Source organism: Bacillus sp. GbtcB10, assembly GCF_019091365.1.
GTDB classification, from domain to species: domain Bacteria; phylum Bacillota; class Bacilli; order Bacillales; family Bacillaceae; genus Bacillus; species Bacillus altitudinis.
Map to the genome: position 1 here is coordinate 840,693 of NZ_JAGXJP010000003.1, position 25,502 is coordinate 866,194.

The 25,502-nt window shown below is 40.7% G+C and carries 26 protein-coding genes, 1 riboswitch and 1 other annotated feature; of the genes, 6 read left to right on the forward strand and 20 right to left on the reverse strand.

The annotated features are described in order from the left end of the window. Positions 1-12: 12 nt before the first annotated feature. From KVT11_RS14495 to KVT11_RS14515, 5 genes are all read right to left on the reverse strand, one after another. On the reverse strand, positions 13-873 hold the full coding sequence (locus KVT11_RS14495) for a carbohydrate ABC transporter permease (RefSeq protein ID WP_098680761.1): 861 nt from the start codon (positions 871-873) through the stop codon (positions 13-15). Between the two features lie 218 nt (positions 874-1,091). Then, positions 1,092-1,844, reverse strand: coding sequence for an NAD-dependent epimerase/dehydratase family protein (locus KVT11_RS14500; protein WP_076822461.1), 753 nt, complete (start codon positions 1,842-1,844; stop codon positions 1,092-1,094). A gap of 52 nt (positions 1,845-1,896) precedes the next feature. Continuing rightward, positions 1,897-2,799: a dienelactone hydrolase family protein gene (locus KVT11_RS14505; protein ID WP_210552179.1), complete on the reverse strand. Its 903-nt coding sequence runs from the start codon at positions 2,797-2,799 to the stop codon at positions 1,897-1,899. A gap of 130 nt (positions 2,800-2,929) precedes the next feature. Beyond that, on the reverse strand, positions 2,930-5,344 hold the full coding sequence (gene leuS, locus KVT11_RS14510; RefSeq protein ID WP_048001444.1) for a leucine--tRNA ligase: 2,415 nt from the start codon (positions 5,342-5,344) through the stop codon (positions 2,930-2,932). A 97-nt stretch (positions 5,345-5,441) separates the two neighbouring features. Next, positions 5,442-5,663: a binding site (T-box leader), on the reverse strand. Positions 5,664-5,765: 102 nt separating this feature from the next. Continuing rightward, complete coding sequence (locus KVT11_RS14515; RefSeq protein WP_008343006.1) at positions 5,766-6,095, reverse strand: DUF4257 domain-containing protein; 330 nt, start codon at positions 6,093-6,095, stop codon at positions 5,766-5,768. Positions 6,096-6,520: 425 nt separating this feature from the next. Here KVT11_RS14515 and ytvA point away from each other — a divergent pair, with 425 nt between their 5' ends. Further along, positions 6,521-7,324 (forward strand): YtvA family blue-light photoreceptor, encoded by an 804-nt coding sequence (ytvA, locus tag KVT11_RS14520; RefSeq protein ID WP_181891429.1) that lies wholly within the window; start codon positions 6,521-6,523, stop codon positions 7,322-7,324. Positions 7,325-7,408: 84 nt separating this feature from the next. Next, complete coding sequence (locus KVT11_RS14525) at positions 7,409-8,107, forward strand: sunset domain-containing protein (protein WP_191218924.1); 699 nt, start codon at positions 7,409-7,411, stop codon at positions 8,105-8,107. A gap of 60 nt (positions 8,108-8,167) precedes the next feature. On the opposite strand, the gene KVT11_RS14530 is transcribed toward KVT11_RS14525, so the two are convergent. The 8 genes from KVT11_RS14530 to KVT11_RS14565 form a co-directional block, all read right to left on the reverse strand. Beyond that, positions 8,168-9,478 carry an ABC transporter permease gene (locus KVT11_RS14530; protein WP_008342997.1) on the reverse strand — a complete coding sequence of 437 codons (1,311 nt, stop codon included), beginning with the start codon at positions 9,476-9,478 and terminating at the stop codon, positions 8,168-8,170. After that, positions 9,468-10,166 carry an ABC transporter ATP-binding protein gene (locus tag KVT11_RS14535; RefSeq protein ID WP_007501890.1) on the reverse strand — a complete coding sequence of 233 codons (699 nt, stop codon included), beginning with the start codon at positions 10,164-10,166 and terminating at the stop codon, positions 9,468-9,470. The genes KVT11_RS14530 and KVT11_RS14535 overlap by 11 nt, the downstream gene beginning before the upstream one ends. A gap of 21 nt (positions 10,167-10,187) precedes the next feature. Then, on the reverse strand, positions 10,188-11,183 hold the full coding sequence (locus tag KVT11_RS14540) for an ABC-2 transporter permease (RefSeq protein ID WP_017358352.1): 996 nt from the start codon (positions 11,181-11,183) through the stop codon (positions 10,188-10,190). Next, a complete protein-coding gene (locus KVT11_RS14545) occupies positions 11,177-12,055 on the reverse strand; it encodes an ATP-binding cassette domain-containing protein (RefSeq protein WP_007501894.1) in 879 nt (292 codons plus the stop codon). Before KVT11_RS14545 ends, KVT11_RS14540 begins: the two co-directional genes overlap by 7 nt. Beyond that, entirely contained in the window at positions 12,048-12,440 is a 393-nt protein-coding gene (locus tag KVT11_RS14550) for a GntR family transcriptional regulator (protein WP_017358353.1), read from the reverse strand. Before KVT11_RS14550 ends, KVT11_RS14545 begins: the two co-directional genes overlap by 8 nt. A gap of 17 nt (positions 12,441-12,457) precedes the next feature. Continuing rightward, the gene (locus KVT11_RS14555; RefSeq protein ID WP_008342991.1) at positions 12,458-12,637 is read right to left on the reverse strand and encodes a hypothetical protein; all 180 of its coding nucleotides are present in this window, start codon (positions 12,635-12,637) and stop codon (positions 12,458-12,460) included. A gap of 266 nt (positions 12,638-12,903) precedes the next feature. Continuing rightward, positions 12,904-13,236 (reverse strand): hypothetical protein, encoded by a 333-nt coding sequence (locus KVT11_RS14560; protein ID WP_052320828.1) that lies wholly within the window; start codon positions 13,234-13,236, stop codon positions 12,904-12,906. Between the two features lie 152 nt (positions 13,237-13,388). Next, on the reverse strand, positions 13,389-13,664 hold the full coding sequence (locus KVT11_RS14565) for a YtzC family protein (RefSeq protein ID WP_008361717.1): 276 nt from the start codon (positions 13,662-13,664) through the stop codon (positions 13,389-13,391). Positions 13,665-13,816: 152 nt separating this feature from the next. Here KVT11_RS14565 and mnmL point away from each other — a divergent pair, with 152 nt between their 5' ends. Together mnmL and mnmM are read left to right on the forward strand one after the other, a co-directional pair. After that, entirely contained in the window at positions 13,817-14,782 is a 966-nt protein-coding gene (mnmL, locus tag KVT11_RS14570; RefSeq protein WP_007501900.1) for a tRNA modification radical SAM protein MnmL/YtqA, read from the forward strand. Next, positions 14,779-15,357, forward strand: a complete 579-nt coding sequence (mnmM, locus tag KVT11_RS14575; protein WP_046344273.1) for a tRNA 5-(aminomethyl)-2-thiouridylate-methyltransferase MnmM — start codon at positions 14,779-14,781, stop codon at positions 15,355-15,357. The genes mnmL and mnmM overlap by 4 nt, the downstream gene beginning before the upstream one ends. Positions 15,358-15,377: 20 nt before the next feature. Here the strand turns inward: mnmM and KVT11_RS14580 are convergent, their stop codons facing one another. The 3 genes from KVT11_RS14580 to KVT11_RS14590 form a co-directional block, all read right to left on the reverse strand. Further along, positions 15,378-16,154, reverse strand: a complete 777-nt coding sequence (locus KVT11_RS14580) for a sporulation protein (protein WP_210552180.1) — start codon at positions 16,152-16,154, stop codon at positions 15,378-15,380. 222 nt (positions 16,155-16,376) lie between these two features. Further along, positions 16,377-17,456 carry a tetraprenyl-beta-curcumene synthase family protein gene (locus KVT11_RS14585; RefSeq protein ID WP_017358359.1) on the reverse strand — a complete coding sequence of 360 codons (1,080 nt, stop codon included), beginning with the start codon at positions 17,454-17,456 and terminating at the stop codon, positions 16,377-16,379. Between the two features lie 29 nt (positions 17,457-17,485). After that, complete coding sequence (locus KVT11_RS14590) at positions 17,486-18,265, reverse strand: alpha/beta hydrolase (protein WP_007501904.1); 780 nt, start codon at positions 18,263-18,265, stop codon at positions 17,486-17,488. 45 nt (positions 18,266-18,310) lie between these two features. Between KVT11_RS14590 and KVT11_RS14595 the strand changes: the two genes are divergently transcribed. Then, the gene (locus KVT11_RS14595) at positions 18,311-18,826 is read left to right on the forward strand and encodes a gamma carbonic anhydrase (protein WP_008342977.1); all 516 of its coding nucleotides are present in this window, start codon (positions 18,311-18,313) and stop codon (positions 18,824-18,826) included. A 141-nt stretch (positions 18,827-18,967) separates the two neighbouring features. Here KVT11_RS14595 and asnB read toward each other — a convergent pair whose 3' ends face one another. Further along, on the reverse strand, positions 18,968-20,866 hold the full coding sequence (gene asnB / locus KVT11_RS14600; RefSeq protein WP_046344278.1) for an asparagine synthase (glutamine-hydrolyzing): 1,899 nt from the start codon (positions 20,864-20,866) through the stop codon (positions 18,968-18,970). A gap of 148 nt (positions 20,867-21,014) precedes the next feature. Further along, entirely contained in the window at positions 21,015-22,217 is a 1,203-nt protein-coding gene (gene metK, locus KVT11_RS14605; RefSeq protein WP_008342973.1) for a methionine adenosyltransferase, read from the reverse strand. 195 nt (positions 22,218-22,412) lie between these two features. Further along, positions 22,413-22,547: riboswitch (SAM riboswitch) on the reverse strand. Between the two features lie 227 nt (positions 22,548-22,774). Here metK and pckA point away from each other — a divergent pair. Then, the gene (gene pckA / locus KVT11_RS14610) at positions 22,775-24,361 is read left to right on the forward strand and encodes a phosphoenolpyruvate carboxykinase (ATP) (protein ID WP_019743681.1); all 1,587 of its coding nucleotides are present in this window, start codon (positions 22,775-22,777) and stop codon (positions 24,359-24,361) included. A 40-nt stretch (positions 24,362-24,401) separates the two neighbouring features. Here pckA and KVT11_RS14615 read toward each other — a convergent pair whose 3' ends face one another. Continuing rightward, positions 24,402-24,644 (reverse strand): DUF2584 domain-containing protein, encoded by a 243-nt coding sequence (locus KVT11_RS14615; protein ID WP_017358362.1) that lies wholly within the window; start codon positions 24,642-24,644, stop codon positions 24,402-24,404. A 39-nt stretch (positions 24,645-24,683) separates the two neighbouring features. Continuing rightward, on the reverse strand, positions 24,684-25,478 hold the full coding sequence (locus KVT11_RS14620) for an alpha/beta hydrolase family protein (protein WP_008342969.1): 795 nt from the start codon (positions 25,476-25,478) through the stop codon (positions 24,684-24,686). Positions 25,479-25,502 lie beyond the last annotated feature (24 nt).

Consider the following 25,502-nt stretch of genomic DNA (forward strand, 5'->3'; position numbering starts at 1 on the left):
TATTCCATCTTTTTAACCCTTTACAGAACCTAGTAATGCCCCTTTGTTGAAATGCTTTTGAATAAATGGATAGACAAGCAGAACGGGAATGGTCGCCACGACGATGACCGCCATTTTAATGGTTTGGTCTGGCGGCGGTGTGGATGAGCCCATATCTGACATATCTCCCTGCATACCGCTTGATACAATGACGATTTGTCTTAACAGGACCTGAATTGGCCATTTCACCGAATCGTTTAAATATAAAATGGCTGTCATGTACGTATTCCAATACGTCACGGCATAAAAAAGTGAAATCGTCGCAATAGCTGGCAAAGAAAGTGGCAGCACGATTTTAAAGAAGATCCCTAAATCGTTACAGCCGTCCATCTTCGCTGATTCTTCAAGGCTTGCCGGAATGTTTTGAAAGAAGTTTTTCAAAATGATCAAATTGAATGCATTGATGGCCACTGGCAGAATGAGTGACCAGTAAGTATCAAGCAGCCCAAGTGTTTTCACGACAATAAACGTCGGAATCATCCCTCCGCTAAACAGCATCGTGAAGACAACGAGAAACATGAGGGTTCTCCTGCCCTTTAGCTCCTGACGAGACAGCCCATACGCCATGAGTGAGGACAAAAACATGCTGACCGCTGTTCCAACGAGTGTCACAAGAATGGATACAATCAGGCTGCGATACACAATATCTGTAGAAAAGATATAGCGATAGGCCTCTAGAGAAAACGTCGTTGGAAACAAAATAAACTTCTTTGAGATGACCTCTTCTACTGTCGCAAAAGAGGCGGCAATGACATGGATGAACGGGAGCACACATATTAATGCGAACATGAGTAGAAAAGAGTAATTAAATACATTGAACAATCGGCCTTTAATAGAACGATCTATGTTCATCACGCCCTTTCTTTGTAAGCGTTATCATTTCGTCTGAACATAAGCTGCAGCCTTTGACGATATCGTGATTAAAATGTAACAAACGGGGGAAGAAAGCGTCTATAATCATCATGACAGACCACAGAGATGATCATGCCATTCGTGCTTTTAGCCTCATCAATGAAAAGAAAAAGATCATGAGCTAATGTCATGATTATGCCCTATGCCTGATCGTTTTCTTTCAGAATTTCTGCCGTATTGACATCTGGCCTGTAGCCTAACTCCTGCTTCGTTTTCTCAGTAGACCAAGGTTTTCCTTCGTTTTCTGATACGGCATAATAAGTCCCGAATGGAACGTCTGTTTCGATGGCAGCCTTGATCATGCTGAAAAGATCTTCATGTGAAAGAAGCGTTCGTTTCGTTCTTTTTTTGGTGTGCAATCCTTCCATCTCATCTGTCACGACGGTTCCAATTCTCAAATTGATGACAGACATACCTGTTTGATCGTGAAACAAACGCCCAAGCTGTTCGGAAGCAAATTTTAAAATGCCATACACATTTTTCGTTGCTGGTACATCATCAGTCGTAATTTCTCGCCCTAGTAAGGAGTGACCATCTTTTTCATAGCGATCTGTCACATGATTACTGCTTGCAAAAATGACTTTTGGAATGCTTAACCTGGTCGCTGAACGAAACATATTATACGTGCTTATCCAAAACACCTCATTCATTTTTGCAAACTCCTTTTCATTCATCACATCATGCGTCATGTCTATGTTTAAAAGATGAATGATCACATCTGTATCTCTTGGAATGGCTTGAAACAACTCAACATCATTTGCCGCATTTGCAAAAATGACTTCTTCTACACATCTTGTTTGATCAATGATGGTCAGGTCATACTCCGAAGAGAGCTCTTTAGTTAATAAACGTCCGATGACACCACATCCGCCAATCATGGTGATTTTTTTCATCTGTTTCCTCCTTCATCTTCTATCGGAGTAGTATGTCCATGCCGTCTATTGATTACAGCCACTTTTTCAAAAAACGTGTAGCCTCGTGGCGCATAGCAGCCGTTTCAAAATGACCTGCATGTAGACCTATAAGCTGATAACGTTCCTTTAAGGAAGCAGCTTGATAGGCTTGACTTAATGTCTGTTGAATTCGTCCAACACCTTCAGCAGGAGTAAGCTGATCATGCTTTCCAACTAAGCTTAAATGCGGTCTTGGGAAAATCATTTCTTGGATGTCAGCTGCTGTAAAGTGCTTAGCTAAGCTCGGTACATAATAGTAAAAACCGTGTCTATCTAAATGATTTGTTTCAATCAATGTGTGATGATCAACCTGTGCGCAAAGATCCACACACACACTGACCCTCTCATCAAGTGCTGCCGTCCACCATGAAAGAAGGCCGCCCATTGACATCCCAAAAACAGCTAAACGCTCTGGGAGTACATCAGAGCGGGACAGCAAATAATCAATTGCACACATGCTCTCATACAGCATCATGCCCCACATCACTTTTCCTGTTAACAGCATTTCTTTGAAAATTTCACTTTCTGTTCTTCCCCTTCTTTCACCAAATCCCGCATGATCAATCGCCAACACACTATAGCCCTTTGAAGTGAATTCTTTTGCGTATGAAGGCGCTTGCAAATAATGAGCCCCCTTCAATAACTCTTCTTTCCCATCCACATAATTCCCACCATGAGAATGCTGAAACAAGACAACAGGCCTTTTTTTTACTGTATCTTTCGGCTTCACAAAGTAAGCCGGAACTTCCTCCACCCCATGAATAGAGAGAATGAGTGTTTCTACTAAGTACGATTCACGTTCCTCAATCTTTAACGTATACGCCTCCACACGATGGCGCTCCGGCATTTCCCCTAATAAACTGAGCAGTTGTTCACGTTTGTTTTCCTTTTCCATTGACGTCACTCCTCATTTTCTTGATCAACTTGTTAAATACGAGATTGATGGAGGAATTACCTTGTTTTCGACAAAATTATGTCCCGGGAAATAAACAACACCCATCGGCTGATACCGATGGGTGCGTTCATTAGTTCGCGACAATATTGACAAGTTTTCCAGGAACCGCAATCACTTTACGGATTGTTTTCCCTTCAAGCTGTTCTTTTATCCGTGCATCATTTTTCGCAAGCTCTTCTAGCTGCTCTTTTGTTGCATCAGCAGGAACCGTTAATTTTGCTTTCACTTTTCCATTTAGCTGTACGACAATTTCCACTTCATCATCGACAAGTTTTGACTCATCATATTGCGGCCATGCTTCATAAGAAATAGACCCTTCATGACCAAGTTTATTCCAAAGCTCTTCCGCTACATGCGGTGCAATTGGAGAAAGAAGTTTCACAAAGCCTTCTGCATATTCTTTCGGCAGTGTGTCAGCCTTGTATGCATCGTTGATGAACACCATTAATTGTGAAATCCCAGTATTGAAACGTAAGCCTTCATAATGATCTGTTACCTTCATGACGGTTTCATGGTAGCTTCGCTCTAATGGCCCGCCAGATTGCTCTGTCACTTTATCACTGATGGAGCCATCTTCATTTGTAAACAGACGCCATACACGATCTAGGAAACGACGAGCACCATCAAGACCTGTTTCAGACCAAGCAATTGACGCATCTAAAGGCCCCATGAACATTTCATACAGTCTTAATGTATCTGCACCATGAGATTCTACGATATCATCTGGGTTGACAACATTCCCTTTTGATTTACTCATTTTTTCATTATTTTCACCAAGAATCATTCCTTGGTTGAACAATTTCATGAACGGTTCTTTTGTTGGAACAACACCAATATCATACAAGAATTTATGCCAGAATCGTGCATATAGCAGATGAAGCACAGCATGTTCTGCTCCACCAATATACACATCAACCGGAAGCCATTTCTTCAGCTTTTCAGGCGATGCAAGTTCTTCTGTGTTATGTGGATCAATATAACGTAAGAAGTACCAGCAGCTACCTGCCCATTGTGGCATCGTATTCGTTTCACGGCGGCCTTTCTTACCTGTTACAGGATCTACAACCTCAACCCAGTCTTTAATATTGGCTAAAGGTGATTCACCTGTTCCGCTTGGCTTAATCTCAGTCGTCTTAGGCAAAATCAGTGGAAGCTCTTCCTCTGAAACAGCTGAAGATGTTCCGTCCTCCCAATGAATAATTGGAATTGGCTCTCCCCAGTAACGCTGACGGCTGAACAGCCAGTCTCTTAAACGATAAGTGACTTTCTTTTCACCTTTTTGATGTTCTTCCAGCCATGCAATCGCTTTTTCAATTGCTTCTTCTTTCCCTAAGCCGTTTAAGAAATCAGAGTTGATGTGCTTTCCATCACCTGTGTAGGCTTCTTTGTCAATGTCTCCACCTTCGACAACCTCTTTGATGGGAAGATCGAATGTTTTGGCGAATTCATAATCACGCTCATCATGAGCAGGAACTGCCATAATCGCTCCAGTGCCATATGTGGCTAACACATAATCTGCAATCCAGATCGGCATCTTTTCCCCATTCAATGGATTGATGGCATAAGCACCTGTGAAAATGCCCGTTTTCGTTTTAGCAAGATCTGTTCGCTCTAAGTCACTCTTAGATTGAATTTCTTTGATATATGCTTCAACTGCTTCTTTTTGAGCAGCTGTTGTAATTTTTTCAACTAGTGTATGCTCTGGTGCAAGAACGGCATATGTTGCACCAAATAGTGTATCAGGACGTGTTGTAAACACAGTAAACTGTTCGTCATGTCCTTCTACTTCGAAGTGAACATGTGCACCTTCAGAACGTCCAATCCAGTTGCGCTGCATGTCTTTGATGCTTTCAGGCCAATCAATGTCTTCTAAATCTTCTAATAGCCTGTCCGCATATGCTGTAATTTTTAGCATCCATTGCTTCATTGGACGTCTTTCAACAGGATGCCCTCCGCGCTCACTTTTCCCATCAATGACTTCTTCATTTGCAAGGACTGTACCAAGTGCTGGGCACCAGTTTACAGGTACTTCATCAATATACGCCAATCCTTTTTCGTACAATTTCAAGAAAATCCACTGCGTCCATTTATAATAATTCGGATCTGTCGTGTTAATTTCTCGATCCCAATCATACGAGAAGCCCAATGATTGAATTTGGCGGCGGAAATTATTAATGTTCTCTTCTGTAAATGCAGCTGGATCATTTCCTGTATCCAGCGCATATTGTTCCGCTGGAAGACCAAATGCGTCCCATCCCATTGGATGAAGAACATCGTATCCCTGCATACGTTTCATACGTGATAAAATATCCGTTGCTGTGTATCCTTCAGGATGCCCTACATGAAGCCCTGCTCCTGATGGATAAGGAAACATATCTAGCGCATAAAACTTTGGCTTATCTTCCGAGTCAGATGTGGCGAATGTTTTATGTGTCAGCCAATAATCCTGCCACTTCTTTTCAATTTCCCGATGCTGAAAACTCAATGTGAAAACCTCCTTTAATGTGTACGGCTTTATCTGCACAGATGACCACTGCAAGAATTCAGATTTTTCTAAAATCAACAAAAAACCCTCATCCCTAGAAAGGGACGAGAGATTTTTTGGTTCCCGCGGTACCACCCTTGTTAGCGTCATGAACTGTTCATACGCTCACTTAATATCTTTAACGCAGACATGCGACAGAAGCTTTAACGCAACTGCAACTCTGAGGCGAGTTCAGAAGCAGATTTGATTGACTTTCACCAGCCGTCAATTCTCTAAAGACAAATACTGCTTTCCTACTACTCCTCTTCACTGTTCTTATCGTAACCGTCATCTAAGTAGTATTTTATAGAATTATGATCATAAGTGCAAGCAGGTTTGTATACAATGGGAATGTACCCTAGACTAGGGTAAAGTGAGGATATTATTCGTGTGGAGATCGGTTATGACGGTTGGAGCCTGCATCCTGTGAACGTTCTTCTCTCACAAAATCGAAGCTTCGCAGAACTGCTTCTCCTCCGTAACCTGAAATAATGGATAAGATGATCAAGTGCAGACTAGATTCGGGATTTGAGGATAAGACAAGCAGTGTAGCAGCAATCATCCCAACGAGCCAATCTTCAATAAACCCTAGATAAATAAACTTCTTTGTCATTCTGGGCTTCTCTAGCCTGCCTTTTTTCTTTACGTGACCGAGAATGCCCATGACCCCTCCAATGGCGCAAGCAATAATGACTTGTTGCAGCATTTTCATCACCTTCCTAAAGCCCTTAGAATAGTAAAGCGACTTCAGGCTGTCCAGCCCCCTGTAATGCCATTCTGCTGTTCCGTCATAATCCATGTAAAAGGTCTATTCTCTCTAACGAAGAAAAAAAGCTTGTTTCTTCCATTATATGTGAATGACCCAAAAACAATCTTGATGCATTGGAATCATTTTTACCTAATCCATATTAACTATTTTTGTCATTTTATGAATTATTCCCAAATGATTCCTTCTTTTTCTAATGAAAAGTCTCCTTACTTACTCTATTCTAATGGAGGACAAACTATGATGACAAATTTAACAAAACGATTGCAATCATTGAAACAGAACATATGTTATGTTACGTTTAAAAAGAATTCATTTGGTTTTAAAAAAACCATCTTAAATGTCTGATAGTAGCAGCAAAGGAGGGTAATATGGTCAGCTCGAACATCTTCGGCTTGCAAAAACAGCTTGAACTCATAAAAAAAGCGCTGGATCATGCGCGGATTGGTGTTGTCATTACAGACCCTTCTTTAGAGGATAACCCTATCGTTTATGTGAATCATGGCTTTACACAAATGACTGGATACAAACCAGATGAGATTCTTGGACGTAATTGTCGATTCCTCCAAGGAAAAGACACAAATCAAGAGCAACTTGCCTTAATACGTCACGGAATTCAAAACAAAACACCTATTACCACACAGCTCAAAAATTATAAAAAAGACGGTACTTTTTTTTGGAATGAACTCAATATAGATCCTCTATACATTGAACAAGATGACAAAACATTTTTTATTGGCTTTCAAAAGGACATTACAAAGCAGAAAGAATATGAACAACTCCTAGAAGATTCCTTACAGGAAGTCACCTCTCTGTCGACGCCAATTGTCCCAATCAAAAATGGTGTTTCCGCTCTTCCACTCATCGGAAAATTATCAGAAGAACGCTTTGATGCCATCGTCGCGAAGTTAACTTGTATATTAGAAGATTCGAAGGATGATTATTTAATTGTCGATCTTTCTGGTTTAATTGATGTCGATGATTCCGTTACAGCGCGAATTTTTAAACTGCATCACCTGCTGAACTTAACTGGAACTGAACTCATCATCACTGGGATCAAACCACAGCTTGCGATGAAAATGAAAGACTTAGATACAGACTTCCAGAATACGATCACTTATTTAACGGTAAAAGAAGCAATCAAAGGATTGGCATTAGCTGAAAACCCTGTATAAACAGGGTTTTTTTAATTGAACCGCTCCCCAAAATGGAAAAATGAGGTATGATAGGTATAAATAGCGATATAGGGGGGCTGCCAGATGATGATGTTACTCATCATAGGTCTTTTATGTATTTGTTTCGCCATAGGATATGCCGTGAATTTCTTATTACTCAAACACCAAAATCAACAAATCTTTTCAAAAAAACTCTTCTATCCTTTTTTGACCATTGGTCTTGTTTTTTCTATTATGTCATTACCGTTTGCCGGCACAGGTGCTCCGAAAGCACAAGCAGATCCATCTTCTGAACAGCTGCTGAAAGAGCAAAAACAATTAGCATCTGATATTTCTCGTCTAAAGGAAGACAAAGAAACGCTGACGGCCTCTTTAGAAGACGTGACCAAAGAAAAAGAAAAGCTATCCAAGAAATTAGAAAACATCACCTCCGAAAAGAAGACAGTCAAACAGCAAGAAAAAACCATCCATGAGCTTGAAGAGAAAATAGACAAGCTCACCTCTACAAACGAAACACTCAAAAAAGAACACCAGAAAGTAAACAAAGACACCACGTCATCGGCCCAGCGATCTGCTCCTAAAGATGATGGGGCCAATACTAGCGGTCATGAGTCACAAAAAGAAACAAAAAAAGAATCTACCGCCTGTAATATTAAAGGAAGTGTCAACGGCATCTATCACACACCGAGCAGCAGATACTACTCACGGACAAAAAACGTGACCAAAATGTTCTGCTCCGTAGAAGAAGCTGAGCGTGCAGGGTACCGGGCACCAAAACAATAGACATCTTTTGACGATAAAAAAACCTCCTGTCAGCCCACTATAGGTACAGGAGGTTCTTCTTTAAATTTCTCTTCTTAATGCTGTTAATACATTCGTTTTTGTCGCCTTACGTGCTGGGTTCAGTCCAGAAATAATGGCAACTCCTGCACTAATCACTGTTGCTGTGACCACAAGGCTTAGCGGAATATAGGAGAAGGTGATCGAGAATTGATCACTGGATCCCCCTTCAGACATGGAAGACAAAATCGCTGGAATGATTAAATTCACTGCAAAACTAACGATGTACGAGATAATGATCCCGATGATCGATCCAATCACCCCAATATACGCACTTTCCATGAGGAACATTCGCTTAATAATGGAAGGATTCGCACCGATGGCTTTCATGATCCCAATCTCTTGTGTCCGCTCTGTAACGGCCATTGTCATCGTATTGAAAATGCCAATCGCCGAAATAATGACCGCAATACATCCAACAAAGATGAGTCCAATTTTAAAGACTGTAAAGAACATATCCATTCCTTCAAGCTGATTCGTCACAGAGATGACTTGATAGCCGTCATCTGTCAGCTTATCTGTGAGCGCACCGACATTGTCGAACTTATCAGCATAGACAGACGTCATTTTTTCAACATTTCCTGCATCAGGAGACAGATCGAGCACTTGACTAAATTCTTTTTCATAAGCATTCGGAATAAGAATTTTATGATCCTGCTGCCACTCCAAATTCGGTTTCTTCAATACACCGACGACACGGAAATCGAACGTCTTTTCTTTCACCACTTCATTTTCTTCATTCAGTTTTGGCACCTTGATTTGAATGACTTTGTTTAAAATTTCCTTCGTATAGCCTTTTGGCTCTTCCGGTGTCTCCTCACCATTTGATGTCTGATTCATTTCTTTTTCATAGTCTTTTCGTTCTTTTTCCGTCCAAAGTTGTTCTGCCATTTGATACCCAACTACAATTTCATTCGCCGATGTTGGGACTTTTCCACGGTCTAGTTCAAGGCCTGCCTCTTTTTCTTCTTTCATATCTGTCAGTACAGCCTGCGTATCACTTGAGCGATTATCGAGCTCGACGTGAACCGATGGAATGATTGACGTTCTTGCAACGACAGATTTCGCATGATCATATTTCTTTAGATCGTCGACCTTGACGTCCCCTTTTTCTTTGCCTAACACTTTAATTTCTGTGATGATTTGTTGTTTCATGATTTCATCTTGAGCCGATTTTTGCAGACCAAAACCAACCGACGCTAGAACGATTAAGAAAGAGCATGCCATTGTCGTTGCAAGTATGGTCATAAACACACGCAATCTATTTTTCTTCATATTTCTTCTGATGAATTTGACCTGATCTCTAAATTTCAATGGACTGATCCCCTTTCTTTAATACACCATCATGAAGCTGGAACGTTGTGTCTGCGATTGAAGCGACTTCATCGTCATGTGTAATGATGACAAATGTAATTCCTTTTTCACGATTAAGCTGCTGGATAAAGGCTAGAATTTCGCCTTCAGTTTCTGAATCCAGACTGCCTGTTGGCTCATCCGCTAAAATAATAGACGGATTAAGGATCAAGGCTCTTGCAATACTCACACGCTGCTGCTGTCCACCTGACAGTTCATTAGGATAATGTCCTGCGTGATGTTCAAGACCAACTCGTTTCAGCATTTCCTTTACTTTCACTTTTCGCTCAGACGGTTTCACACCTTTTAAAGTGAGCGGAAGTTCAACGTTCTCATATGTTGTTAAACTCCCGATCAATTGAAAGCTTTGAAAGATAAAGCCAAAATGATCTAACCGAAAGTCTGCCCATTCTTTCTCATTAAAGCCGGTCACATTGGTGCCATCAACCATAATTTGTCCGCTTGTTGGCGTAATATATCCCGATATTAAATTCAGTAAAGTTGATTTCCCCGAACCGCTTCGTCCGACGATACATGCAATTTCGCCTCTTTTAATAGACAAATCAATGTCTTTGAGCACAGGAATCTCGTTCTCCCTGCCCTTTTTCCCAATTTTAAACACATGATCTAACGATTGAATTTGAATCATCTCTACTCCCCTGCTCTCTGTTTATCTTTTTCGATAGATTAAGAAATAACTCGTCAGCGCGCCTACAGCTCCACCGATTAACATGCCAGCGATATAACCAAAAATGGAATTGTCTGAAGAAAATCCAACCCAGCCAAATCCTAGAACACCGAAGGCAATGACCAATATCTGAATGGGCCTATCCATTTTAGGGTAAACAAAGAATCGTCCATTTCGTTCAACTGGATGTTTAATAAAACTAAACAAACCAATGAGATAAAATACGATTAGCATCACAATTGGCACGATGAATTCTACACCTGTAAACCAAATTGGATTTTCAACTAAATTTCGAAATTGAAAACGGTCTGTTATATAAGTAATTGGAGCTATGGGCATAATAAAGTAGTCATAACTGATATCAACCCAACTTCTATCCGTTTTTAATAAATAGTCTAAATGAAACATCGGTAGCCAAATTAATAAATAAGGTAAAATTGATGTACTGAATGTAACAATGGCTTGACTAATTGCGCTTCCTGTTAAAGCACCTGCTGCAAGACACAAACTATAAAACATTAAGGTGGACACAAGTGCAATCAAATAACCACTGTTAAACGCAATCGTATATTGTGGTTGAATGCATAAAATGAGTATATAAGTAAAGACATATGACAATACATGAACAAGCGTGATAATTCCGGCACCTAGGAAAAACTTTGTGTGATAAATGGTCGTTCTGCTAAACGGCAAAGATAAAGTAAAATCAATTTGCCCTTTATTTCTTTCAAAACCCAACTGGGTAATTGCAAAAATTAAACTCATCGTCCATGAAAAGGTGATAAACATATCAGAACCGAAATCATAATAAAAGTAATTATCGAGTGGTGTACAAGTCGGATCGTTTAAACAAGTTTGAAAGGATGAGTATCCCATTAAAAAGGATAATGGCGTCGCAAAGACCGCAACAAGCATCACTAAAATGAATGTCAGCTCAGACTGCTTCCATTCCTTATATAACAATTGCCGCTTTACCATCTGCGTTTCCCTCCAAACTTTGCAATGAATACTTCTTCTAAATTTACAGGCAGTTCATGCCAGACTTTTGGTTCAAGCGATTTCAAATACTCTTTTGCTTCTTCATCTGTTTTGAGTACAAGTGCTGTATAGAACACACCCGCTTGATCTAAGATGGCAACGCCTTTTTTTCTAATACTTAAGTTCATATCCTCTTCAAATGCCATCTGGATTTTAACGTAGTCATTCTTTAATTCGTCTAAATCCATAACACTTGTGAGCTGATTTCCTTCCAAAAACCCGATTCGGTTACACATACGCTCAATATCCTCTAAACGGTGCGATGTAATTAAAATCGTTGTTTGTCGTTCTGCCACCTCGTCAATCATCAGCTGAAGAACGTCATTTCTTGTGACTGCATCAATCCCATCTGTCGGCTCATCTAACAAAATGACTGCTGGTTTGATGGCAAAACTTAAAATGAGGGACAGCTGTTTCTTTAAACCTGTCGACAATTCACGGTATTTCACTTTTTCCGGAATCTCATACCGGTTCACAAGCTCATTGGCATATGTCACGTCAAACTTTGGATACAGTTGTTTTAACAGCTTTACAAGCTGTCCATAATTGTACCGGTCAAAGTAGGGATTTACGACTGGCATATACACAATATTTTGCTTCACTAACGGGTGGTCTTTTACGAGTACATCTTTAAAATAAATCTCTCCTTCATCTGGAAGAAGTATTTGCTGAATCAAGCGAAGAAGTGTTGTTTTACCAGAGCCATTCCGGCCAAGCAGACCAAAGATCTCTCCTTCGCCTATCTTGAAGGAAACGTTGCTGAGTACTTCACGTCCATTTAATTTCTTTGATACATTTCTGACCTCAATCAACTTGGTTTCCTCCTTTTAGACTTGAGCCGATCTCCTCCAACCACTCTTTGAGTTGATGAATATCAATACCGGCATAATGAGCTTCAATAATGAGTTGCCTTAATTGCTCCTTCATCTCTAACACCTTCCCTTCATTCAGCTTTAACTGTGCACCTTCTGTCACATACGTTCCACGGCCTCTTAATGTTTCAATAATTCCTTCCCGTTCAAGCTCTTTATACGCTTTGCTGACGGTGTTTGGATTCGCAATAATAATGGTGGCAAGCTCTCTCACAGAGGGCAGTTTGTCACCTGGTTTCATCACGCCTTTTAAGCACAAAATTTTTAACTGCTCAATGATTTGTTCATATATTGGTGCAGCGCTTCTTGGATCTATTTGAATCATGATGGCTCCCTCTTTTCTCATTCATGCTTTTGCAGTCCTATCGCTTGATCATGTCCTTGCATTAAAGGGACCGAATTTGGAATGAAATCTTTTTGAACTTCAAAACCAATGAAAACGAGAACGAAAAAAAATGTACATGCTAACGCAACAGCCAGCACCATCCACTTTAAATTGATTGGTTTTTTTTCTTTTTTCATGGTTAAACACCTTTCTTCACGTTTAAGTGTCTATAGTGTATTAGTCGATATAGTACACTTAATACAATATAGACACTTGATTGAAAAGTCAAGGGACTCTAGAAAAAAATAGGCAGACGAACCAGATAAAATGACGAAACTACTTAAAAGCATTCGTGAAGCCAAGTTTGCTTCTGGTTTAGGGTGTTCAACACGTTCATCACTTTCATAATCGCCTGAAAAAGTGCATAATAAAAGACCCCGAATATTGAGGTCTCTACAATGTTTTAATTAGATACTATTCCTTTGTTTTTGGACTTGCTTTTGAACAGAATTAGCACCCACCATACTAATAAAAATATATAGCCTATAACTGTAAAGATAGCCCAAACTGCCCCCTGTCGCAATTGACTAAATAAGTGTTCAAATTCATTCATTCCTTCTACTCTACCAATGCTATTTATCAGGCTAATAATCGGAATTGTAACAGTAAATACAATGGTTAGAATGGACAATCCCCTTTGTTTATTTTTCACAACACTGAATATTGCGGTTCCTAATGTTGCTAAGAAAAACAAGTAATATAATGCCCAAAACCAATCAGGAAGAGTCTCCCACATTTCTTCTACCCCCTTGAAGATATTTGCAATTTCTATATATAACATACTTTAACAGAATAAAAACCTATGACAAATATATATCCAAAAAACAACAATCTTTGCGAAAACAGCCAAAAAAAATAAAACAGACCCTTAAAAGAAGGATCTGTTCATCATTCGTTATCGTATGAAATACCTAAAATCATTTGGTTTTGCAGACTTTGAATTTGTACACGCGTTCTGTCTAAACGTTCTCTTTGCTGATCATTGGCGACATCTTTTAACTTTTCTAATTCATTCACTGCATCCTCTAGCATGAGCTGCGCTTTTGAAAATTCTTCCTCGTTATAATGTTCTTGGCGAGAGCTCAAATCAAACTGTTCGCTTGCAAACTCAAGAGTCTCAGTGCTTTTTTGGACAAATTCATCGATTGATTTTCTAGTTGCCATCTAGCCATCCCTCCATTTCATCATTTCTCTCGCCTATTTTGCCCACGTAAAGCTTTTTCACTAAAGAAAATGTTGGACAGATTCAATTGTCCTCTTTCGTGATTTTTGTTAAACTTTAAGGATGCCTATTATTATGCAAGGAGGTTACTGACTTGGATCAGCATAACCCTTTTTTATATTCAAACAGCGAAAAACGTTATCACACATGGAATTATCATTTGCGTGAGCACTTTGGTCATAAAGTATTTAAAGTCGCATTAGACGGCGGCTTTGATTGTCCAAACCGTGATGGTACTGTCGCACATGGAGGTTGCACATTTTGCAGCGCAGCAGGATCTGGTGATTTTGCAGGGAACCGGGCGGATGATCTCATCACTCAATTTAATGAAATCAAGGACCGGATGCATACAAAATGGAAAGATGGAAAATACATGGCGTATTTCCAAGCTTACACAAATACACATGCGCCGCTTCCTGTTTTAAAAGAAAAATACGAAACCGTTATGAATCTGGATGGAGTGGTTGGTTTATCGATTGCCACAAGACCAGATTGTCTGCCAGATGACGTCGTGGAATATTTAGCTGAGTTAAATGAACGGACGTATCTATGGGTTGAACTTGGTCTACAAACTGTGCATGAGCGGACAGCGATGCTCATCAACCGTGCCCATGATTATGAATGCTACGTAGAAGGTGTAGAAAAACTGCGAAAACATGGCATTCGAGTCTGTTCACATATCATCAACGGTCTTCCTCTTGAAAACCGAGATATGATGATGGAAACAGCAAAAGCTGTCGCTGATTTAGATGTGCAAGGAATTAAAATTCATCTACTTCACCTGTTAAAAGGAACACCGATGGTGAAGCAATATGAGAAAGGCAAACTAGAATTTCTCAGCCAAGAGGAATATGTCCAGCTTGTCTGTGATCAGCTGGAGATCCTGCCCCCAGAAATGATTATTCATCGTATTACAGGCGATGGTCCCATTGAATTAATGGTAGGTCCAATGTGGAGTGTGAATAAATGGGAAGTGCTCAATGCCATTAATGCTGAGCTTGAAAGGCGTAACAGCTACCAGGGCAAACGCTTCATCAGATTGGAAGAAGCGGCAAAATGATTTTAAAACGGATGCTCCCTTTTAGTAAAGAACTGTTAGAACGTGCATGTCAAAAAGGCGATATTGTCATTGATGCAACGATGGGAAATGGCCATGATACACGCTATTTAGCTGACCTTGTCGGGAAGGATGGACAAGTTTTCGCATTCGATGTACAGAAGGAAGCCATTGAGCAAACAAGCAAAAGACTTGGTGAGCACTACCCTTACGTTCACCTGATCCATGACGGACATGAACAACTTGCTGAGCATCTGCCAGCCGAAGCTTATGGTCACATATCTGGTGCAGTGTTCAATCTTGGGTACTTACCAGGAGGCGATAAAACCGTCACGACTCAGGCCCATACGACCATTGAAGCGATCAACCAGCTCATGGATTGGCTTAAGCCTGGAGGTCTGATCGTTCTTGTGATTTACCACGGTCATCCCGAAGGAAAAAAAGAGAAGGATATCCTTCTTGATTATTGCAAAACACTCCATCACGAAGAAGTACAGGTGATCTCTTATCAATACATGAATATTCAAAACGATCCGCCCTTTGTGGTAGCCATCGAAAAAAAACTCAAATCCTCTTAATGGATTTGAGTTTTTTTTATTTAATAAGCGTATTGGTCAATGATTTCTTCAAGCACTACTTCCAGCTCTTCTACATCTGCAAGCTCTGATTGAGTAAAGCGGACACGTACAAGCTGTTCTCCGTCATTATACATTTCTTCCAGCCAGCCACGCAGCCCTCTTGCTCTACGGTCGACTTCAAAAATGATATCTAACCCCTCTTCATCAATGAAGAAAATCACCTCTAACTCATCAAGCATTTGACGATAATAGTCGGAAGTCGGTATGAACTCAAATTCTTGAACAAAGGGAAGGCGGCGCCTAAAATAAGGTGCTTCTTCGCAGTCTGCTTCATGAAGGTGAAAGCCTAAGTTTCCAACAGCTTCAAGCACACGATTCACCCAAGGGTGTGCGTTTACAAAAATGCGGTCATGATCAAATTTATCAATACCACCTTGAATATCAAGGTCTGTCACAACAGCCACCTCTACTTTACCTACAGTCATTGGTGTATCAAGAGGAAGGTGAAATGAGAATGTAAACTGCTGGGCTTCCGCAGGCTGAATCGTGAATGATTCAGTCACTCGGACAGAATGGATGATTGTGTGTTTTCGTTGCTCTTCATCATCTTTTACAATGGTGTACCATGTTTTCAACTTTAAATCAATATAGCGAATATCTTGAGGCACTTTTCCGCCCTTCACATGGACTGTTCCCTTTACTTCTTCTCCCGGTTCATACGCATCTTTCTCCAAAATTGTATCCACTTTTGCTGCACCGATTCCTACACTTGCTGCAAACTTTTTAAAAAATGACATATTCGACCTTCCCCTTTTTTAAGTTTTCCAACAAATATACGTCATAAGGAGTAGATACGATTCATTCGATCCATACTTTTCTCCTATTTTTCGTACACTAAGAATAATATCGGCAGCAAATAAGAGGATTGTAATGAAAAAAGAGGATACAAGCGAAACAGTTCAATACAAAAAAGCTTGTAGAAAAACATTTTCTACAAGCCGATGGGCTTATTTTATACGTTAAGAAGATTTCATCCAAGGCATTTTCTGATAGGTTCGATAGGCTCTGCCATTGATATAGAAAAAGAACGATGTTTTCCCGCTTGATTTGATCAACCGTTTTGCCAGCTTGTTCATCTCTTTTTGGGCTGTCACTTTTTCATCAGACAAATAGACCGCAAGTAACCCTCTATTGATTAGTTTGTGAAAATTCTCGTGTGGAATGCCTTTCAGCTGTTCATCCGCTTTTTCAATAAAATGCTGTAGTCTATCCATCATCTCATGATGAGAGTTGTAGTACGAGCAAAAATTCAAATCGCCTTCCAGCCTGTCCTCTTCTTGGTCGATTAAATAGTCCAGTAAGATGTGCAGACCTTGAATATAAGGGAAATAACTTTCGTAAATTTGCTTCGCCTGCTTCTCTGTAAAATCAGGCTGCAGTGCATAAGCCACAAGACAGAAAATACCCAACGTTGATCCTGCACATGCGGAAAACTCATACCACTCCATCTTCGGTAAATCCTTTTCATACTGGCGGAACCATGACTCTAATCGGGGTTCACGCTCATGAGGAACCACATGCTTATGTACTTGTAAATCACTATAATAATCACACAGCGTATGTAAATAGGGCTGAATGATCGGATAATGCGCTAGACGTGACAGCACATCTTGGCACGTCCTGACTAGCGCATGCAGGTACCCATGATCCTCTTGATCATCACGGAATTGATAATACGGCTTAAGCTCCGCATGAATATCGAGTGCATCTCTCATTGCCTGATGCAGCATATGAAAATCCTTTGGATCAAGTGATGTACTGCGGTCACACAAATTATCTAAGTAATCGCTAATCGTTTGGTACGCCACAATGAATTCAATACACGTTTCTTTCGCTTCACCTGCAAGCAGAGATAAAATTCCCCCGCCTTCACAGTGAAAGGTTTTACTGGATATGCTCGCTAGTGCCTGCGTTCTCAGTTCTTCGTTTTCAATCATTTCTGCATGAGCCCGCCACTTTTTTAGCTCCTGATGAACTAGCGGAAAAATATCTTTATACACCTTCGTCATCAGTGCAAAAGGACGTTCTGGTACTGACAAATCAATCCACCCCCAACTTAAGCTCACAATCAAATATATTGATCAGTAAAGGCTCTTGCCGCCTTAAATACTTCTTCTCGCTCGGGCTCATTAAAAATTTCATGATAAAGCCCTTCCCATTCACGGTATGATTTATTGGTTGATTCAATGCCATTGAACCATTTCATCACTCTTGTTTTATCTACAATCTTGTCATCGCCTGCCTGCATGAGCAGGAGTGGAATCGACCGAAAAACATTCGTAGGCTGCATCGCCGCATCGATATTTTTTACCAGTTCTCGATACCAGCGAACCGACACCTTCGTCACATAAAGCGAATCATTCGAATCTGCCTCTATCACATCTTGATTCCGCGTGGCAAGTTCAATCGACAGCCCAGATTCGACTTTAAAAGACGGCGCCAGCACATTTAGCCCTTTTGACGCAAAATCCATCAGCTTCTTCGGTTTAAATTGCAGACCTAAACAAGGTGATGATAAAATAAGGCCATCAATCTTCGTATGGGTATACTGCTTGAACCATTCAATCGAAATCAGTCCCCCCATACTATGTCCAAGTAAAAATGTCGGAAGTCTGAACGACTTCGCATGTTCAATCCATTCATCGACTGTATCAATGTATTCTTGAAAAGAACGAATGTGGCCTCTCGCACGTGTCGATGTCCCTTGCCCAGGCAGGTCACCCATGACGACGTGATAGCCTGCATTTCGCCACATTTCGATCAGCCATTTATATCGGCCATGATATTCACTAGCACCATGTACAATGACAATTGTACCAACCGGTCTTTCAGCATGCCAAGTCCACAAAGTAAACACCTCACAAATGTTGTATTAAGAAAGGAAGTCGAAAAAGTGATTTATCCATATCATCAGTTTACACCTGAGATTCATGAATCGGTCTTTGTTGCAGAAAACGCCACCATTACAGGTGATGTCACAATTGGAGAATATTCAAGCGTTTGGTTCCAAACGGTCATTAGAGGCGATGTAGCTCCTGTAAGAATTGGAAAAAACGTCAACATTCAAGACTTATCCTGTCTGCATCAAAGTCCTGGAAAAACACTTCTTATTGAAGATGGTGCTACCATTGGACACCAAGTCACATTACATAGCTCTATCATTCGAAAAAATGCCCTCATTGGCATGGGTTCCATCATTCTCGATGGTGCGGAAATTGGCGAAGGAGCCTTTATTGGTGCAGGTAGCCTTGTCCCGCAAGGAAAAGTCATCCCAAAAGGTTCACTCGCTTTTGGCCGTCCAGCCAAAGTCGTTCGCCAGTTAACAGATGAAGATATCCAAGACATGGATCGTATCCGCAGAGAATATGTAGAAAAAGGACAATACTATCGTTCCCTTTTATCGCGTTAACATCATACATGTATCTTCACTTTATCATGTTTTTTTCAGGATATTAAGCAATAACTGTGTACCGCTTGTTATTTTACCCTTTTCCACCACTTTCTATCATGACAAAAAAGGTTTTCAGCACAAAGCTGAAAACCTTTTTCATTAGCTAAAAATAACTTCTTTCGGCTGGTGATTCAACTGCTCTGGATCAATGCTGCGCTCTACATAGATGCTATGCCAGATCATAAAGATCAGGACAGTCCAAATCTTACGACTATGATCTGCTTTTCCAGCACAATGATCATTTAATAAATCAAGAACATATGCCTTGTTAATGTATTCATCTGTCTGACTGTTTTTAATGATATCTTTCGCCCAAGCGTTCATCTCATTTTTCAGCCAATGACGAATTGGCACAGGGAAACCTAGTTTTTTACGGTTTAACACATGGTCTGGTACAATGCCTTCTGCTGCTTTACGCAATAAATATTTCGTTGTACCGTCTTTCGTTTTCAACTCTTCTGGAATTTTAGAAGCTGCTTCAAATACGACCTTATCAAGGAATGGAACACGAAGCTCAAGAGAATTCGCCATTGTCATCTTATCTGCTTTCAGCAGGATATCCCCGCGCATCCACGTATGGATATCAACATATTGCATTTTGTTAATATCACTGTAGCCTGCACTTTCCTCGAAGTATGTTCTCGTCACGTCACGATACGTGATGTTCGGATCATACTGCTTTAAGAGGTTTTTCTTCACTGGCTCTTCAAAGATTTTCGCATTGCCGATATAACGTTCCTCTAATGGCGTACAGCCGCGAACGATAAAGCTTTTCCCTTTCATTCCTTCTGGCATTAAACGAGCCAGACGAAGAAGAAGCTTTTTCAGCATGGATGGTACAGATTCAAAAGGCTTTAGAGATAGCGGCTCACGGTAAATATTATATCCACCGAACAGCTCGTCTGCTCCCTCACCTGAAAGAACAACTGTGACTTGTTTTTTCGCTTCTTTTGCCACGAAATACAATGGAATCGCCGCTGGATCAGCCAAAGGATCATCTAAATGCCAGACGATCTTTGGAAGCTCATTCATATATTCCTCAGGAGAAATCACAGCACTAAAGTTTTGCAATCCCAGCTTATCAGCTGTTTCTTTTGCTACATCCACCTCACTGAATCCATCCTGCTGGAAACCAACAGAGAATGTCTTCAGTTCAGGGTGAAATTCCTTTGCGACCGACACGATGAAAGAAGAATCGATCCCGCCTGATAGGAATGAACCAACAGGCACATCACTTCTCATGTGGACTTTTACAGAATCATAGATAGCATCACGTACTTCTTCTACTAATTTCTGCTCTTGTGTTTGCTCAGGTTTGAATTGAACTTTCCAGTAAGTCTTAAATGCAATGTCTTGGCCTGGACGCAGTGTAAACTGATGACCTGGCTCGACTTTGTGCACTTTTTGATCAAGTGTATTTGGCTCAGGAACGAACTGAAAAGACATGTACTGCTGCAAAGCAGTCTCATCAAATAAAATGTTCTCATTCACAGCCATTAAGCTTTTGCGTTCAGAAGCAAAGTACACTTGGTCATCCATTTGTGTAAAATAGAGCGGTTTAATGCCGAAAGGATCTCTTGCGCCATATAATAACTGCGCTTCTTTATCCCAAATTAAAAATGCAAACATCCCGCGAAGCTTCGATGCCGCTTCTTCTTTATAGTGGCGATATGTGGCAAGAAGGACTTCCGTATCAGAATCTGTGCTGAACGTATAGCCTTTTTTCACAAGCTCTTCTTTCAGCTCCACATAGTTATAAATTTCTCCGTTGAAAATAATCCAATATTTTTCATCTTCATAAGAAAGCGGCTGCTTTCCGTGTTCAACATCTATAATACTTAAACGTCTAAATCCAAATCCTACATGCTCATCATGAAAGTACCCCTCATCATCCGGACCTCGATGAACGATGAGACGATTCATTTGCTTAATTAACTCTTCCTGCTCAGTAGTTTCGGACAATGGACGGTGATTAAATACACCAACAAACCCACACATATTATTGCCTCCACGTTATGTTATTTCTTAAAAGTAGACCTATAATTAGACAGTTTTTTGTCCAATTTTGTTTCACATTTTTACGCTTTTTGTAGAATTTTTTTTAATCAAAAGGAAAACCGCTTAAAATAAGCGGTTTTGTATGTTGTTATTCTCCTAATGCTTCCTTGCGAAGCGTGTCGGCTTTATCCGTTTTTTCCCATGGAAGATCCAAGTCATGACGGCCAAAATGTCCGTATGCAGCGGTTTGTTTATAGATCGGACGACGTAAGTCAAGCATTTTAATAATGCCAGCTGGACGAAGATCAAAGTTTGCACGTACCACTTCAATTAATTTCTCTTCAGAGGCTTTTCCTGTTCCAAATGTATCAATTGAAATGGAGACAGGCTGTGCAACACCAATTGCATAAGCAAGCTGCACTTCACATGAATCTGCAAGACCAGCTGCTACGATGTTTTTCGCTACATAGCGAGCCGCATATGCTGCAGAACGGTCAACCTTCGTTGCATCCTTACCAGAGAAAGCACCGCCACCGTGACGAGCATACCCGCCATAAGTGTCAACGATGATTTTACGTCCAGTTAAACCAGCATCCCCTTGAGGTCCACCGATAACAAAGCGGCCTGTTGGGTTGATGAAGTATTTTGTTTCTTCATCGATCAGTTCACTTGGAACGACAGGGCGGATGACATGCTCTTTTAAGTCGCTTTGAATTTGTTCAAGCGTCACTTCTGGTGCATGCTGTGTAGAAATAACCACCGTATCAATACGAACTGGTTTGTTTTGTTCATCATATTCAACTGTTACTTGAGTTTTTCCGTCTGGACGAAGGTATGCAAGTGTTTCATTCTTGCGTACTTCTGTTAAACGGCGAGATAATTTATGTGCAAGAGAAATCGGCAGTGGCATAAGCTCTTCAGTTTCGTTATTTGCAAAACCAAACATCAGACCTTGGTCACCTGCACCGATCGCATCAATTTCTTCTTCAGTCATTGTTCCTTCACGTGCTTCAAGCGCTTTGTCTACACCTTGCGCAATATCAGCAGACTGTTCATCAATTGATGTAAGAACCGCACATGTTTCCGCATCAAAACCATATTTCGCACGTGTGTAGCCAATTTCCTTAATCGTGTCACGCACCGTCTTTGGAATGTCAACATAAGTAGACGTTGTAATCTCACCGCTTACTAATACGAGACCGGTTGTTACAGAAGTTTCACAGGCAACACGTGCATTTGGATCTTTCTTTAAAATTTCATCCAAAATGCTGTCTGAAATTTGATCACAGATTTTATCTGGATGTCCTTCGGTCACTGATTCTGAAGTAAATAAACGACGATTTTGACTCATAATGGCTATTTCCTCCTGTACAAGACCACATCATCCCAAGATGAGGCCTCCAATATGATACGGAACTCGTTCCCTCTTATATTTCAACATGTTTATATTAGAGATGTTATTGGCAATTTGTTCATATGATATCCCAAAAATAAAAAAACCATTTCCTTCATTGCGAGGAAAGGGTCTGAGATCGCATGCCTTTCACTCTTATCGCTCAAGGTGTTCTTGTACCTTGCATCAGGTTAGCACCTTGGTTTCTCAGCATGTTCATGCCTTTTTCATAAGAAACCGGTTGCTGGGCTTCATCGGGCCTGTCCCTCCACCAACTCGGGATAAGAGTATCCGTTCAATAAGATATCTTATCTTAAACCCTTGCGTCATGTCAATGGTTCATAGGAATTATCCCCCCTCTTTTTTCACCTCATCATTAGCATCACCAAAAAGCATATTTTCATAGCAGAAATGAAAAAACACACACAAAAATGTTTAAATAGTATAGACTATTATTATCAATGTGTTATACTAATCAAAACAAACAAATTCAACGGTAAAGGAAGGGTTTTTTTATGAACTCAGTGGATTTAAAAGAAGATTTGCAGTCATTGCTCTCATTAGAAAATACGCACCAAAATTTATCTGTTCCGAAACTTGTTGAAAAGATTTTGGCACGTAATGAAGGCGTTTTAACTTCAACTGGTGCTGTCCGCGCCACAACGGGTGCCTACACTGGACGTTCGCCTAAAGATAAATTCATCGTAAAAGAAGAAAACTCTGAACATAAAATTGATTGGGGTCAAGTCAATCAGCCGATCTCGAAAGAGGCATTTGATCGTTTATATACAAAGGTTGTGTCATACTTAAAAGAACGTGATGAACTATTTGTCTTTGATGGTTTTGCCGGTGCTGACGAAAAATACCGTATGCCCATTACAGTTGTAAATGAATTCGCTTGGCACAATCTCTTTGCAAAGCAGCTATTCATCAGACCTGATGGATCAACACCATCATCAAACGAAAAACCTTTCACCATCTTATCTGCACCTCACTTTAAAGCAGATCCTGAAACAGATGGCACAAACTCTGAAACGTTTATTATCGTTTCTTTTGAAAAACGTACGATTCTGATCGGTGGAACAGAATATGCAGGAGAGATGAAAAAATCCATTTTCTCTGTTATGAACTACCTGCTTCCTGAACAAGATATTTTATCTATGCACTGCTCTGCTAACGTTGGTCAAGAAGGCGATGTTGCTTTATTTTTCGGCCTTTCAGGTACTGGAAAAACGACGCTTTCTGCAAGTGCAAGCCGCAAGCTGATTGGAGACGATGAGCACGGCTGGTCTAACACAGGTGTCTTCAATATTGAAGGCGGATGCTATGCAAAATGCGTGAACTTAAGTGAAGAAAAAGAACCACAAATTTACAAAGCCATCAGCTTCGGATCAGTGCTTGAAAATGTAGTACTTGATGAAGAAACACGTGAAGCAGATTATGATGACACATTCTTTACTGAAAATACACGTGCGGCTTACCCAATCGAAATGATTGATAACATCGTGAAACCAAGTATTGCAGGTCACCCATCTGCTATCGTCTTTTTAACAGCTGATGCATTCGGCGTTTTACCTCCAATCAGCCGTTTAACGAAAGAACAAGCCATGTACCACTTCTTGAGCGGTTACACAAGTAAACTAGCGGGAACTGAGCGTGGCGTGACGTCACCAGAAACAACGTTCTCTACTTGCTTTGGTTCACCATTCTTGCCACTTCCTGCTCATGTCTATGCTGAAATGCTTGGTAAAAAAATTGATGAGCACGGCGCAAAGGTATTCCTTGTGAATACAGGCTGGACTGGCGGCGGCTACGGTACGGGCAAACGAATGAATCTTGCTCATACAAGAGCAATGGTGCAGGCAGCGATCGAAGGTGATCTTGATAACGCTGAAATGATCACTGACGACATCTTCGGATTACACATCCCGCTTCATATTCCAGGAGTGCCAGATGAAGTGCTTCAGCCTGCTAAAACATGGGACGATCAAGAGGCTTACAAAGAAAAAGCACACTTCCTTGCAAATGAATTTAAAAAGAACTTCAAAAAATTCAGCCATGCAGCAAGTGATATTGAAGCAAAAGGCGGACCACTCGTCTAATCAAAAGGAAAAAGCTGAGGGAATGAATCCTTCAGCTTTTTTAGTTCGTTGAATGCAATGACACAAGACGGTACGTTACCTTCGTGATATTGTCTGTGAGCTCCAGCTTTTCAACATGTGCTGTTCCCGTTTTTTCTCCGTCTTTCGTTTTACGCACCTCAAGCGGAATATTTAATGGATAAATGCGGTACCCTTCCTTCATGAGCTCAAACACATTTTCTTCAATTCTTGTCTCTTTTCCTTTTGTGACAATCATTGTATTAAATTCAACAGGCATTCCCATAATGAAAATCCCCCTACTTTCTATATTTCTTTCTACCGTTTATTTTACCACATTTCCGCCTTTTCGGCTGTGCATCCATGTCGTCAGCCGTCTGACAATCTCCCGGTTATGCTGTGGCGGGAAATAATGATGATATCCGTGAAAATACCATGTTTCCACAGACTTGCCATGCTGACGCAGTGCATCTTCTAATAAATACGCATGCTCAATGGATACATTCTCATCCAGCTCCCCATGAATGATTAAGACAGGTGCTTCAATTTGGTGCACATCATTCAAAGGCGTTCTAGCCTCATATGCCTCTGGTACCTTATGCGGAGGACCTCCTATCACACGCTTCATCATTCTTCTCATATCCACACGTTCTTCATAGGTGAGCTTCATATCACTTACGCCTCCCCATGTCACAAAGGAAGCGGCCTCATGCTTCATTTCAACAGCGGTCCATATGCCCATAATTCCGCCACGGGAAAAACCAAAGATATGAATTCGCTCCTGCTTCACCTTTTGATGATGTTTCAACAGCTGAAATGCAGCAAATGCATCTTTCCGGTCTTCTCCGGCAAAATCCTCGTTCCCTTCGCCTCCTTGATTCCCTCGGTAGAAGGGCGCAAAGACGACAAACCCTTGCGCAGCAAATTGCACAATTCGGCCAGGTCTAACCATTCCCACATTTTTAATGCCGCCGCGTAAATATAAAAAACCGTCATAGAGACCTTCTCCGGCCGGTTCAGCGAGCAGCCCCTTCATTCGAAGTCCATCGGCCTCATATGTCACTGTATATAAGTGAATATGCGGATGTGGCGACGGGAATCTTCTCTTTTCCACAATCACTTGAATTCTCTCCTTTTCATTCGG